Here is a 13,367-nt window from a genome sequence, read left to right as displayed (position 1 = left end):
CGAGGCGTCTCTCCGGGCTGTCCCGGTGGTTAACGCCTTGATCGGGCTCGCTTTGCCTTGCCACCGCCATATCGTTAGGGTACCCCGCCGCCACGTGGGGGACGGGATTCCTGACGCGAACGCTTTGGCGCGCGCACCCGGACGGGCATGGGATTAGCATAAGTGTCTGAATTATTTGACGAAGTCGACGAGGAAGTACGTCGCGAACAGCTCAAGAAGCTGTGGGACAAGTATTCGATTGTCTTCATCGCCCTGATGGTGTTGATCGTCGCCGCCGTGGGTGGCTGGCGTGCTTACCAGTATGTCGAGGCCAAGAAGGCTGCCGAGGCCGGCGCCGCCTTCGAAAAGGCCGCCGAGCTGTCCGATCAGGACAAGCATGCGGAGGCCGAGGCGGCCTTCACCGAGCTCGCTGCCAAGGCTCCATCGGGCTATCGCACCCTTGCGCGGCTGCGTGCTGCGGCCGAGGCTGCAGCCCGCGATCCCAAGGCAGGCGCCAAGCTGTATGACGACATCGCCGCCGACCGCAGCACAGGCGGCGAGTGGCAGGATCTGGCAAAGATCCGCGCCGCAGGCCTCCTGCTCGACAGTGCCGGTTATGCCGACATGCAGCAGCGGCTGGACGCCTCCACCGCGCCCAAATCGACCTTCCGTCATACCGCCCGCGAGATGCTGGCGCTGTCGGCCTGGCGCAACAACGACATGACCGCGGCCCGCAAATGGCTCGACGCGATTGCCGAGGATGGCGAAACGCCGCCCGGCTTGCGCTCACGCGCCGAGGCTCTGCAAGCCTTGCTGCCGCCCGTAGCGAAGAGCTGAGCCGAGAGCTGAGACGAGATACCGATATGCGCCGCACGCCACGCTTGATCGCAGCCGCCGTCCTGATCGCCTTCACGGGCGTGTTGGGCGGTTGCTCCAGCTTCGATCCGAGCGACATGCTCGACTTCCTCGATACCAAGAAGAAGCTGCCGGGCGACCGTAAGCCGGTGTTCCCGGAAGGCGTGCCGGGACTCGAGCAGGGCGTTCCCAAGGATATGTACAAGGGCGCGCAGCAACAGCCCGATCCGAACGGACCCGCCGTCGCGGCCTTGCCTGTGGAGCCCCAGCCCGAGCCGAAGCCGGCGAAGGGCGCCAAGGCGAAAAAGACCAGGCAGCCGGCCAGCGCGGCCGTCGCGCCGGCTGAGGCGCCCGCCGGCGAAGTCGATGGCGAGGCCCAGCCCGAGGCCGCACCGCCCGCGGCCACTCCGCCGCCCAGGCAGAAGATCGTGCGCAAGCGCACCACCGCGCCGCCGCCCGATCAGCCTGTCCAGCAGGCGCAGCCGACCCAGACCACCCAGCAGCAAACGCAGGGCGCCTTCCCGGCGCCGATGCCGAGCGGCAGCTTCTCGCGCTGATTTTTCATTTCATTGACAGGCGCGGCTCCGGCAGCGCACGAATGACCCATGTCCTTCAAGATTGCCATTATCGGCCGGCCCAATGTCGGCAAGTCGACGCTGTTCAACCGCCTGGTCGGGCAGAAGCTCGCGCTTGTCGATGACCTGCCCGGCGTCACCCGCGACCGCCGCGAGGGCGAGGCCAGGCTCGGCGATCTCGACTTCACGATCATCGACACTGCCGGCCTCGATGAGGGCGCCAAGGGTTCGCTGACCGCCCGCATGCAGGAGCAGACGGAGGCCGCGATCGCACAGGCCGACGCGCTGTTCTTCGTGATCGATGCCCGCATGGGCCTCACGCCCAACGATCGCGCCTTCGCCGATTTCGCCCGCAAGGCCAACAAGCCGGTGCTGCTCGTCGCCAACAAGAGCGAAGGCAAGCATGGCGATGCCGGCGCGATGGAGGCTTTCGCGCTCGGCCTCGGCGATCCCATCCAGATCTCGGCCGAGCACGGCGAGGGCATGGGTGAGCTCTACGACGCTCTTAGGGTGCTGATGCCGGAGCCGGTGGAGGAGGATGAGTTCGAAGATGACGAGCCGCTGACCGAGGAAGAGGCCGCCACGCGTCCGATCCGGGTCGCGATCGTCGGCCGGCCCAACGCCGGCAAGTCGACGATGATCAATCATCTGCTGGGCGAGGAGCGTCTGCTGACGAGCCCGGAGGCCGGCACCACGCGGGATTCCATCGCGGTCGAGATCAATTGGAAGGGCCGCGAGTTTCGCGTGTTCGACACCGCGGGTCTGCGCCGGCGCTCGCGGATCGAGGAGAAGCTCGAGAAGCTCTCGGTCGCCGACGCACTGCGCGCGGTGCGCTTTGCCGAAGTCGTCGTGATGATGATGGATGCGCAGAACCGCTTCGAGGAGCAGGATCTTCGCATCGCCGACCTGATCGAGCGCGAGGGTCGCGCCGTCGTGCTCGCCGTCAACAAATGGGACCTGATGGAGAGCAAAGGCGGCGGTGCGATCTCGAACCTGCGCCGCGATGCCGATCACTTGCTGCCGCAGATCAAGGGCGTGCCGATCGTCGCCGTCTCCGGCTTGATGGGCGAGGGCATCGATCGATTGATGCAGGCAATCCAGGATGCCTATGCGCTTTGGAACAGGCGTGTGTCGACCGCGGCGCTGAACCGCTGGTTCGAGGAGGCGGTCCAGGCCAATCCGCCGCCGGCCGTGTCCGGCCGCAGGCTGAAGCTGAATTACATCACGCAGACCAAGGCCCGCCCACCGAGCTTCGTGCTGTTCTGCTCGCGTGCGGACGCGGTGCCGCAATCCTATCTGCGCTATCTCACCAATTCGCTGCGTGAGGCCTTCGAGCTGCCCGGCACGCCGGTGCGTATCACCCTGCGCGAGAAGGCGAATCCGTTCGCCCACAAGCGCAAGCGGCCGTCGTGAGCAACGAGGCCGGCGAGGCGGTGGCGCAAGGCGCTGCGCCGGTCCGGCGCGGCGCGGTCGCCTTCATCTTCGTCACCATCCTGCTCGACATGCTCGCGCTCGGCGTGATCATGCCGATCCTGCCAAAACTGATCGAGAGCTTCGTCGACAACGACACGGCGCATGCGGCCCGCATCTTCGGCCTGTTCGGCACCGCCTGGGCGCTGATGCAGTTCGTGTTCTCGCCGGTGCTCGGCGCGCTGTCGGATCGCTTCGGGCGGCGGCCGGTGGTGCTGCTGTCGAATTTCGGGCTCGCGGCCGACTACGTGCTGATGGCGCTGGCGCCGTCGCTGGTCTGGCTGTTCATCGGCCGCGTCATCTCGGGCATTACCTCGGCGAGCATCTCGACTGCCTTTGCCTATATTGCCGACATCACGCCGCCGGAGCGGCGCGCGGCGGTGTTCGGCCGGATTGGGGCTGCGTTCGGCGCCGGCTTCGTGCTGGGCCCGGCGCTGGGCGGCCTGCTCGGCGACATCGATCCGCGCCTGCCATTCTGGGCCTCGGCGGCCTTGAGCTTTGCCAACGCGCTCTATGGGCTCTTCGTCCTGCCGGAATCGCTGGCGCCGGACAAGCGTGCGCCGTTCCGCTGGAGGAGCGCCAATCCGCTCGGTGCGCTCCGCCTGCTGCGTTCCAACGCGGTGCTCGCTGCGTTGTCCGTCGTCAACTTCATCGCGCAGGTCGCGCATGTCGTGCTGCCCTCGACCTTCGTGCTCTACGCCACCTATCGCTACGGCTGGGATTCGAAAACCGTGGGGTTGACGCTGGCGATGGTCGGCATCTGCGCCATGGTGGTGCAGGGGCTCGCGATCGGCCCGATCGTGCGCGTGCTCGGCGAGCGCAACGCCTTGTTGATGGGCCTGTGCTGTGGCGCGATCGGTTTCGTGATCTTCGGCGCGGCGCCGACCGGGCCGCTGTTCTGGATCGGCATTCCCGTGATGTCGCTGTGGGGCATTTCGGGCGCCGCCATGCAATCACTGATGACGCGCCTGGTCGCGCCCGATCAGCAGGGCCAGTTGCAGGGCGCGACCGCCAGCGTGCAGAGCGTGTCGCAGCTCGTCGGCCCGTTCCTGTTCACGCTGACGTTTTCATACTTCATCGGCGCCAGCGCGCCATGGCAGCTGCCCGGCGCGCCGTTCCTGCTCGCGGCGGTGTTGATGGTGGCGTGCGTGGCGATCGCGGTGCGGGCGCTGGGAGCGGCGAGATCAGAACCGTAGGGCGGATTAGCGAAGCGTAATCCGCCACCTTGTCCGACGCGCGAGAAGAGGTGGGTTACGCCCTGCGGACTGCGCTTTGCGCAGCCGCAGAGCTAACCCACCCTACGACTTCTTACTTCTTCACCAGCGGGCACTCGCTGTCCTTGAGCGGCTTGGCCGCGTCTTCCGCGGCGATCGTGGCGATCTGCTTGTAGTAGTCCCACGGTCCCTTCGATTCTTCGGGCTTCTTCACCTCGAACAGATAGGCCGGGATGAGACGGCGCCCGTCAGCGCGCAGCGGGCCGTTGCCGAACAGCGGGTCGTCGGTCGGCAGCTCCTTCATCTTGGCGACGACCTTGGCACCGTCATGCGGGTTGCCGCCGAGCGCGTCCATCGCCTTCAGATAATGCAGCACCATCGCGTAATTGCCGGCTTGGGTCATGGAGGGCATCGCATTCTTGCTGGCCAGCGCCGAGAAGCGCTTCGACCAGGCGCGGGTCTGGTCGTTCATGTCCCAATAGAAGGATTCCGTGAAGGTCAGGCCTTGGGCGGTCTTCAGACCCAGCGAATGCACGTCGTTGATGAACAGCAGCAGCGCCGCGAGCTTCTGCCCGCCCTGCACAATGCCGAACTCGGCGGCCTGCTTGATCGCATTGGTGGTGTCGCCGCCGGCGTTGGCGAGACCGACGATCTTTGATTTCGACGACTGGGCCTGCAGCAGGAAGGAGGAGAAGTCTGCGGTGTTGAGCGGATGCTTGACACCACCGAGCACCTTGCCGCCATTGGCGGTGACGACGGCGCTGGTATCGCGCTCCAACGCATGTCCGAACGCGTAGTCGGCGGTGAGGAAGAACCAGCTGTCGCCGCCGGCCTTGGTCAACGCCTTGCCGGTACCGTTGGCGAGCATGTAGGTGTCGTAGGTATAGGAGACCGTGTTCGGTGTGCAGGCCTTACCCGTGAGGTCCGCGGTGGCGGCGCCCGAATTGAGCAGCACCGCATTCTTCTCCTTGACGAGGTTGCTCACCGCGAGCGCCACGCCGGAGCTCGGCGTGTCCGCGATCGCATCGACCTTGTCGTTGTCGATCCATTGCCGGGCGATGTTAACGCCGATGTCGGGCTTGTTCTGGTGGTCGCCGCTCAGCACGTCGATCTTCCAGCCCTTCTTGAGCAGGCCGGAATCCTCGACCGCCATCTTGATCGCGACCACGGAGTTCGGGCCGCCGATGTCGGCATAGAGGCTGGACATGTCGTTAAGCACGCCGATCTTGACGGTCTTGTCCTGGGCGTAGGCGGATGTGGCAAAACCGAAGGCGGCACAGGCCAGAAGGGCCGCGGAGCGGCGCGCGAACGTCGTCGTCATAAAAGGTTTCCTCCATTGTCAAACATGCGGACAGCTCTCTTGGATGGGAGCCTTGTTCCGGCTGATGGCTCTACCGTGTCCCACGGCCGGCGGCAATGCGCCTAAAGCCGGATGACGCTGAGTCGCAGCGTCATCGCTCCGTTAACTTTTGGGTAAAATGCGTCGAGACGCTATTTCAGCGCGTCCGACGTCAACTTGAATTTCTGGATGCGCTTTCCGGTGTCGACCTCGGCGGTATAGACGTTACCCTTGGTGTCGATCGCCATGGCATGCACCCAGTGGAATTGTCCGGCGTTGCGGCCGCTGTGCCCGAAGCTTCCGACCACGCTGCCGTCCTCGCGCTTGATGACCCTGATCTCGTTGTTTTCGCCGTCCGCGCTGAGCAGCCAGGTCTGCTTCGGATCGGGCCAGATCGCGATGTCCCACACCGCGCCGTTGCCGAGCGTGTTCTTCTCGAAGAAGAACTCCTTCACGAAAGTGCCGTCCTTCTTGAAGACCTGGATGCGGTTGTTGATGCGGTCGCAGACGTAGACGAGACCGTCATTGGCGAGCTTTACGCAATGGACGGGATTGCCGAACTGCTGCGACACCGGCGCTTTGGGATCGTACGCCGCCTGCTTGGTGTCGTCGGGCTTGTTGCCGTAGGCGCCCCAATGCCGCTTGTAGGCGAGAGTGGTCGCGTCGAAGACGATGACGCGGCGATTGCCGTAGCCATCGGCGACGTAGATTTCGTTGGCAGCCTTGTCGATCGCGGTCTCGGCGGGCTTGCCGAGCTGCGTCGTGTCGCTGCTGCCGAGGCTCGGCGCGATCTTGCCGATCTGGGCGACGAACTTGCCGTCGAGCGTGAATTTCAGGATCGCGTTGTCGTTGTCGGCATTGCCGCCGACCCAGACGAAGCCGCGCTCGTCGACCTCGATGCCGTGCTCGCGGCCGACCCATTCATAGCCTTCGCCCGCGCCGCCCCATGATCGCAGCAGATTGCCGTCGCTGTCGAATTCGAGCACCGGCGGTGCCGACACGCAGCATTTGGAACGCGGCGGAGTGAGGCTCGCGCCTTTCTCGTCGTCGGTGAGCGAGCGCGGACGATGGATCACCCAGATGTGGCCCTGCCAGTCGACGGTGATGCCGCCGACCTGGCCGAGGATCCAGTTGTTCGGCAACGGCTTTGGCCAGGAAGCGTCGACCGCGAAGGTCGGGACATCGCCGGCGGTTGCCGCGCCCGGAAGCGCAAACGCGACGGCCGCGATCAGGACAGAGAGGACGCGAGAGACATTTGCGAGCGCACGCTTAAAGCTTGCGCGATTCCGCCATGGCGCCATGGCAACCTCCCTTTTTTGGCCTGCAGCTTGCTGCCGCTTGAGCGCGGGCAGTCAATCGCGGGGAGGCCGTCAAGTCAATCAGGCCGGCGAGCGGAAACTCATCAGGCTGCGGGTCTTGTAATCGTAGAACTTGCCGGTCTCGGTCCAATCCGGCGCGCACATCGGCACGATGAATTCGGCGACCTGCTCGGCTGTATCGAGCGTCGCCGGATCCTCGCCCGGCATCAGCGTCGCGCGCATGCGGGTGCGGACCGGGCCCGGATTGAACAAATTGACGCGCAGCTTCGTATTCGCAGTCTCCTGCGCCCAGGCGCGCGCCAGCGTTTCCAGCGCCGCCTTGGAGGCGGCGTAGGGGCTGACATAGGCGGTCGCCTTGTTGGCAGCGCCGGACGTGACGAACACCGCGCGACCGGCGTCGGACTGCTTGAGCAGCGGCTCCATGCAGCGGATCAGCTGGAAGTTCGCGGCGACGTTGACCGCCATCACGTCGGTGAAGGCCTTCAGCTCGATATGGCCGATCGGCGAGGAGGGGCCGAGCACGCCCGCATTGCCGACGAGGATGTCGAGCTTGCCGTAGCGTTCGTGCAGGCCGGCGCCCAGCCGCGCGATGCCGCCGGAATCAGTCAGGTTGAGCGGCACCAGCGTTGCGCTGCCGCCGTCCTTGCGGATCTCGTCGTCGAGCTCTTCCAGCCCGCCCTGCGTGCGCGCCACGGCGACGATATGCGCGCCGGCCCTGGCCAGCGCTTTTGCCGTGGCAAAACCGATGCCGCGCGAGGCGCCGGTGACGAGAGCGATGCGGTTGGCGAGGGGATTTGTCATGGCCGGGTTTTACAGGCGTAGATGGCCGGGACAAGCCCCCAATACGCCGTCATTCCGAGGCGATGCGAAGCATCGAACCCGGAATCCAGAGGTTGCAAGAAAATCCTGCGGACCACCCCGGGATGACGGCTGCGCCGTCAGCTCGCCTCCGCCAGCAGCGACAATTGCCGCGGCTGCTGCTCGGTCTGGGTCTGGTCGGTGAGGTGGGTCGGATAGGCCCCGGTGAAGCAATGATCCGAGAACTTCGGATTGGCGGGGTCGCGGCCCGGCTCGCCCATGGCGCGGTACATGCCGTCGATCGACAGGAAGGCAAGCGAGTCGGCGCCGATGATCTCGCGCATCTCCTCGAGCGAATGCGTCGCCGCAAGAAGACCGCCGCGGTCCGGCAGGTCGATGCCGTAATAGTCGGGATAGAGGATCGGCGGCGAGGCGAGGCGGAAGTGCACTTCCTTGGCGCCGGCATCGCGCATCATGCGCACGATCTTCTTTGAGGTGGTGCCGCGGACCAGCGAGTCGTCGATCAGGATGATGCGCTTGCCTTCGATCGCGGCGCGGTTGGCCGAATGCTTCATGCGCACGCCGGATTCGCGGATCGCCTGCGTCGGCTGGATGAAGGTGCGGCCCACATAGTGGTTGCGGATGATGCCGAGCTCGAACGGGATGCCGGAATGCTGGCTGTAGCCGACTGCGGCAGGCACGCCGGAATCCGGCACCGGCACCACGACGTCGACCGGCACGTGGCTCTCGCGCGCAAGCTGCGCACCGAAGGCCTTGCGGACCTCGTAGACCGAGCGGCCGTGGACGATGGAATCCGGACGGGAGAAGTAGATGTACTCGAAGATGCAGGGCCGCGGCGCGATCGGCGGGAACGGCTTGTGAATGTCCTGACCGTTCTCGTCGAACACGATCACCTCGCCGGGCTCGATGTCGCGGACGAAGCGTGCGCCGATGATGTCGAGGGCGCAGGTCTCGGAGGTCAGGATCGGGCAACCATCGAGTTCGCCGAGCACCAGCGGACGGATGCCGCGCGGATCGCGCGCGCCGACCAGCTTCTTGTTGGTCAGCGACACCAGCGCATAGGCGCCCTCGATCTCGCGCAGCGCGTCGATATAGCGCTCGATGAAGCGACTGCGCCTGGAGCGCGCGACCAGGTGCAGGATCACCTCGGTGTCGGTGGTCGACTGCATCATCGCGCCGTTCTTCACGAGCTCGCGGCGCAGCGTCAGGCCGTTGGTGAGGTTGCCGTTGTGGGCGACAGCAAGGCCGCCGGCATTCAGTTCGGCGAACAGCGGCTGCACGTTGCGCAGGATGGTCGCGCCCGTGGTGGAATAGCGGACATGGCCGACTGCCATTGTGCCGGGCAGGCGGTCGATCACCTCGCGGCGGGAGAAGGTGTCGCCGACGAGACCGAGGCGGCGTTCGGAATGAAAGCGGCCGCCGTCATAGGAGACGATGCCGGCGGCTTCCTGGCCGCGATGCTGAAGGGCGTGGAGGCCGAGCGCCGTGATGGCGGCGGCATCGGGGTGGCCGTAGATGCCGAAGACGCCGCATTCCTCGCGCAGCGTATCCCCCTCCAGATCGTCTTGAAGTTCCAGCGCGGCCGGGCCGAGATCAAGTAGGGCGTCCTGGTCAGGATTTCGCATCTCGTCCGAGCCTCTCGTTAGGGCTTATCAACGCGCCGCGGGTTTCTCGATCAGCTTTTTAAGGCTGTCACGAGCCGGTTTGCTGTATCCGTCGCCACTGCCCGAAGGCTGCTGCTCGGAATCAGTTTGCTCTTCATCTGGTTTGTTTTTCTTGAATCTCTTCAAGATGGTGTTCTCGGGGTCGTCAGGCAAGAGGGCCATCAGCCAATCGCCGGTTCCCTGCAGCACCACGCGGGATTTGGCCCCCGTGACCCAATCCGGGCGCTGCTTGTCCGGCACCAGCCAGGTGAAGAACAGGAACGCGACCACGACGATCAAAAGCCCGCGCGCCAGCCCGAACAGAAAGCCCAGGGTGCGGTCCAGCGCGCCGATGCGCGAATCCAGGATCATGTCGGAGATCCGGACCGTGATCACGGAGACCACGACCAAAGTGCCCACGAACACGCCGGCGACCACGACCACGCTCGCGACGGTATCGTTGTTGAAGTAGGTCTTTGCGGTCGGCAGCAGCTTCGAGAATGAATAAAGGGTGACGATTGCCGCCGTGCCCCAGGCCGCGATCGACAGGATTTCGCGCATGAAGCCGCGAACCATGGCGAGCAGGCCCGAAATCAGCATCACACCGAGCAGGATCAGGTCGAGGATAGTTACTGGCATCGGCTGGTCTGGTCCGCTCGTACTTCAAGGTGCTCAGCGAATCGGTGTTTGGCCGCCCGCCCTAAGTGAGGGCCAGACGACGTTCCCGGCAAGGCCGCAACCACGCAATCCCATGCTGCTTTTGTGACGGCTGTATAGCGGCGAGGGCGGGGGACGTCACCACCGGCTAACCCTCTCCACGGCGGAATCTTGCCGGTGTGGCATTTTTCTCCGCCGGCGCACTCGAGTCGCCCCGCCGGGAGCCGCGTGCGGCGATCTCGGCGACCAATGTCGTCAGGCTGTTGATCGCGTTGAGCGAGAGGCCGGCATCACCGCCGGCTTCGCCCCGGGCCGATTCGGGCAGCACGGCACGCTGAAAGCCGAGTTTTGCCGCTTCTTTCAGCCGGGCCGGGGTCTGCGCCACCGGGCGCACCACGCCGGACAGCGAGATCTCGCCGAAATAGACCGCATCGGTGGGTAACTGCGCATTAACCAGCGAGGACACCAGCGCCGCGGCGGCGGCCAGATCGGCCGCGGGCTCGTGGATGCGCAGGCCGCCCGCGACGTTCAGATAGACGTCGTGGCCGGACAGCTTGACCCCGCAATGGGCTTCCAGCACCGCCAGCACCATCGACAGCCGGCTCGGATCCCAGCCGACCACGGCCCGGCGCGGGGTGCCGAGCGAAGTGGGCGCCACCAGCGCCTGCAATTCGACCAGAACGGGCCTTGTGCCCTCGATGCCCGCGAAGACTGCGGTGCCGGGCGTGCCGAGATCGCGCTCCGACAAGAACAGCTCGGAGGGATTGGTGACTTCACGCAGGCCAAGCCCGGTCATCTCAAACACGCCGATCTCGTCGGTCGGCCCGAAACGGTTCTTCACGGCGCGCAGGATGCGAAATTGCTGCGAGCCTTCGCCCTCGAACGACAATACCGCATCGACCATGTGCTCGACCACGCGGGGGCCGGCGATCTGGCCGTCCTTGGTGACATGGCCGACCAGGATGATGGCCGCGCCGGTCCTCTTGGCAAAACGAATCAGGGCCTGCGCCGAGGCGCGCACCTGCGTCACCGTGCCGGGCGCCGATTCCACCGTGTCGGTCCACATCGTCTGGATCGAATCGATCACGATCAGCCGGGGCACCGCGCCCTCAGACAGCGTCGAGACGATGTCCTCAACAGACGTTTCGGCGGCGAGCTGCACCGGCGCATCCGACAGCCCGAGCCGTTCGGCGCGCAGCCGAACCTGCGCGACCGCCTCTTCGCCGGAGATATAGACGACGCGGTGCCCGGCGCGCGCGAGCAGGCTTGTGGCCTGCGTCAGCAGCGTCGACTTGCCGATGCCGGGATCGCCGCCGACCAGAAGCACCGAGCCGCGGACGAAGCCGCCGCCGGTGACGCGATCGAGCTCCGTCATGCCCGAGGACAGACGCGGGGCGTCCTGGGTTTTTCCGGACAGGCTCTCCAGCGCGAAGGTCCGCCCCTTTCGCTTGGAGCGGATCGACACCGGCACGCTGCCGGTCGTGTCCTCCTCCGCGAGCGTATTCCACTCGCCGCAGGACTCGCACTTGCCCTGCCAGCGGTTATAGGCCGCGCCGCAGTTCTGGCAGACGAAGGAAAGTGTGTTCTTGGCCATGGGGACAGCGAGTTCGGGACAGCGAGTCGGGAGTTTCAGGTTTGCTGATAGCACGGAATGACGGGTCGAGAGAGTGAGCCCGGGCGCACCCCGAAGCCCGGCTACGCCTGCGCGGCGTTCCAGAGCATGGAGAGGCCGGCCACGATCATGATCGCGTCCATCACCACGCGGAACATCTCCGGCTTCAGGCGCAGCACGAAGCGTTTTGCGATGAAGGCGCCCGCCATCAACGACGATCCTGCGACCAGGCCTTTGACGAACACGTCGCCGGTCAGCGCCCCGAACCGTTCGAAGGTCACTGATTTCGCGGCATAGAGCCCGAGCGAAGAAGCCGCTTCGGTCGCGAGGAAGGCGCCCCGGGACAAGCCGTAGAACAGGAATAGCGGGACGCTGAGCGGGCCGGTGGAGACGACGATGCCGGTGAGGTAACCGATGACGGCCCCCCCGATCGCCAGATGCCAGAGATTGGCCTTGAGATCGTGCCGCGCCAGCCAGTGGCGCACCGGCACCATCGCGATCAGGAAGACGCCGATGGCAAGATCGACGGCGTGCGAGGGCAGGGCCAGCAGCGTCCGCGCGCCGAGCACGGCGGCCGGAATGCCTGTCACCGAATAGGCCGCGCAGGCCCGCCAGTCGACCTCGCGCCACCAAGCCAGGATTCGTGAGAAGTTGGCCATGACAGCGGCCACCGCCATGATCGGCACCGCCTCTTTGGGCCCGTAAGCATAGACCAGCACCGGCATCAGCATGATCGACGAGCCCGTGCCGACGATGCCGGAAATGGTGCCTGCGACGAGGCCGACGATGAGGACGAAGAGGAAAGCCAAAACGGTCTCCACGAATCGGGAGAGTTTAGCCGCGGCCAGCGGCGCGGGCGATCCGCGAGGCGAGGGAACCCTATCCTGCGAACGAGAGCCGGCGTTAACCATCGCTGAGGTTCCAGCCTGAGCGAAATCGCTTCGAAGTTTCTTAAATTTTACTGGGTACCTCTCGTGGGCATGGTGACCTGGGGGAAAGAGTATGGGTAAGCGGGCCAAACGCGGAAAGGCGGAGACGTTCGCAATCCCGATGGCCGCAAGAGTTGCAATTGGCGCCGTGGCCGTCGCCGCCTTGGGGTACGGTTTGCTGTCCGGGCCGGCGAACGTGCAACCGACACGAAAGTCGTCCGCGCACGAAGCCCAAGCGTCGTCAACTCCGGTTTACGTCTCAACGCCAGTTCATGCATCACCGTCAGCCCCGGCTCCGGCTCCGCTTCCGGCCCCGGCGCCTCTGGTCGAACCGCCCAAAGCGGCCGACGTTCCCGGAGCATTCGTTCGGCAGGTGGTTGACTACGCCAGCCGCCAGACTCCGGGCACCGTGATCATCGATACCAAGAACACATTCCTCTATCTCGTTCTGAACGACGCGCAAGCACTGCGCTACGGCATCGGTGTTGGCCGCGAAGGTTTCACATGGTCCGGTGAGCAGACGGTGGCTCGCAAGGCAGAATGGCCGGACTGGCATCCGCCTGCGGAGATGGTCTCGCGTCAGCCCTATCTGCCGCGGTTCATGGCAGGCGGTCCCGGCAACCCGCTTGGCGCTCGGGCGATGTATCTGGGCGAAACGGAATATAGAATTCACGGCACCAACAAGCCCGATACGATCGGGAAGCGGGTCTCGTCCGGCTGTATCCGGCTGACCAATGAGGACGTCGTTGATCTCTATGATCGCGTGAAAGTCGGCGCGAAGGTGATCGTGCTTCCGACGACCGTTGCCCGCCGACCACCCCAGGGAGCGCCGGCCGACGCCGCTTTCCGATTACCGGACCCGGCATCGCCGTCGAACCGGTTCCCGGCAACTCACGCGCAGATGCCGTCATCTGGGCCGAAGATCGCCGAGGCCCGGTAACGCGTCCTCCGTCGCC

At 65.5% G+C, this 13,367-nt stretch carries 12 protein-coding genes; 5 read left to right on the top strand and 7 right to left on the bottom strand.

Annotated elements, in window-relative coordinates; all coding sequences use genetic code 11:
* Nucleotides 1-162: 162 nt before the first annotated feature.
* Genes ABIC03_RS02335 through ABIC03_RS02320 form a run of 4 tightly spaced genes read left to right on the top strand, consistent with a single transcriptional unit; the run spans nucleotide 163 to nucleotide 4,075 of the window.
* The gene (locus tag ABIC03_RS02335) at nucleotides 163-816 is read left to right on the top strand and encodes a tetratricopeptide repeat protein (protein ID WP_354055183.1); all 654 of its coding nucleotides are present in this window, start codon (nucleotides 163-165) and stop codon (nucleotides 814-816) included.
* A gap of 26 nt (nucleotides 817-842) precedes the next feature.
* Complete coding sequence (locus ABIC03_RS02330; protein ID WP_354055181.1) at nucleotides 843-1,391, top strand: hypothetical protein; 549 nt, start codon at nucleotides 843-845, stop codon at nucleotides 1,389-1,391.
* Between the two features lie 48 nt (nucleotides 1,392-1,439).
* Nucleotides 1,440-2,822, top strand: coding sequence for a ribosome biogenesis GTPase Der (gene der, locus ABIC03_RS02325; protein WP_354055179.1), 1,383 nt, complete (start codon nucleotides 1,440-1,442; stop codon nucleotides 2,820-2,822).
* The gene (locus tag ABIC03_RS02320; protein ID WP_354055177.1) at nucleotides 2,819-4,075 is read left to right on the top strand and encodes a TCR/Tet family MFS transporter; all 1,257 of its coding nucleotides are present in this window, start codon (nucleotides 2,819-2,821) and stop codon (nucleotides 4,073-4,075) included. Before der ends, ABIC03_RS02320 begins: the two co-directional genes overlap by 4 nt.
* Before the next feature lie 112 nt (nucleotides 4,076-4,187).
* Here ABIC03_RS02320 and ABIC03_RS02315 read toward each other — a convergent pair whose 3' ends face one another.
* The 7 genes from ABIC03_RS02315 to ABIC03_RS02285 all read right to left on the bottom strand — a co-directional run bounded on the left by ABIC03_RS02315 (nucleotide 4,188) and on the right by ABIC03_RS02285 (nucleotide 12,291).
* Nucleotides 4,188-5,414 (bottom strand): ABC transporter substrate-binding protein, encoded by a 1,227-nt coding sequence (locus ABIC03_RS02315; RefSeq protein ID WP_275167232.1) that lies wholly within the window; start codon nucleotides 5,412-5,414, stop codon nucleotides 4,188-4,190.
* Nucleotides 5,415-5,584: 170 nt separating this feature from the next.
* Nucleotides 5,585-6,733: an NHL repeat-containing protein gene (locus tag ABIC03_RS02310; protein WP_354055174.1), complete on the bottom strand. Its 1,149-nt coding sequence runs from the start codon at nucleotides 6,731-6,733 to the stop codon at nucleotides 5,585-5,587.
* A gap of 78 nt (nucleotides 6,734-6,811) precedes the next feature.
* Nucleotides 6,812-7,552, bottom strand: a complete 741-nt coding sequence (locus ABIC03_RS02305) for an SDR family NAD(P)-dependent oxidoreductase (RefSeq protein WP_354055172.1) — start codon at nucleotides 7,550-7,552, stop codon at nucleotides 6,812-6,814.
* Nucleotides 7,553-7,689: 137 nt separating this feature from the next.
* Nucleotides 7,690-9,195: an amidophosphoribosyltransferase gene (purF, locus tag ABIC03_RS02300; RefSeq protein ID WP_007609288.1), complete on the bottom strand. Its 1,506-nt coding sequence runs from the start codon at nucleotides 9,193-9,195 to the stop codon at nucleotides 7,690-7,692.
* Between the two features lie 27 nt (nucleotides 9,196-9,222).
* Entirely contained in the window at nucleotides 9,223-9,852 is a 630-nt protein-coding gene (locus tag ABIC03_RS02295) for a CvpA family protein (protein ID WP_007592055.1), read from the bottom strand.
* Nucleotides 9,853-10,018: 166 nt separating this feature from the next.
* The gene (radA, locus tag ABIC03_RS02290; protein ID WP_027517500.1) at nucleotides 10,019-11,464 is read right to left on the bottom strand and encodes a DNA repair protein RadA; all 1,446 of its coding nucleotides are present in this window, start codon (nucleotides 11,462-11,464) and stop codon (nucleotides 10,019-10,021) included.
* 101 nt (nucleotides 11,465-11,565) lie between these two features.
* On the bottom strand, nucleotides 11,566-12,291 hold the full coding sequence (locus ABIC03_RS02285; protein ID WP_275167228.1) for a sulfite exporter TauE/SafE family protein: 726 nt from the start codon (nucleotides 12,289-12,291) through the stop codon (nucleotides 11,566-11,568).
* A 193-nt stretch (nucleotides 12,292-12,484) separates the two neighbouring features.
* Here ABIC03_RS02285 and ABIC03_RS02280 point away from each other — a divergent pair, with 193 nt between their 5' ends.
* Nucleotides 12,485-13,351 carry a L,D-transpeptidase gene (locus tag ABIC03_RS02280; RefSeq protein ID WP_354055168.1) on the top strand — a complete coding sequence of 289 codons (867 nt, stop codon included), beginning with the start codon at nucleotides 12,485-12,487 and terminating at the stop codon, nucleotides 13,349-13,351.
* Nucleotides 13,352-13,367: the final 16 nt, after the last annotated feature.

Source organism: Bradyrhizobium sp. RT6a, from assembly GCF_040547675.1.
Lineage (GTDB): Bacteria > Pseudomonadota > Alphaproteobacteria > Rhizobiales > Xanthobacteraceae > Bradyrhizobium.
The sequence above is the reverse complement of the archived record's forward strand: the minus strand, read 5'-3'. Positions and strand labels throughout refer to the sequence as shown.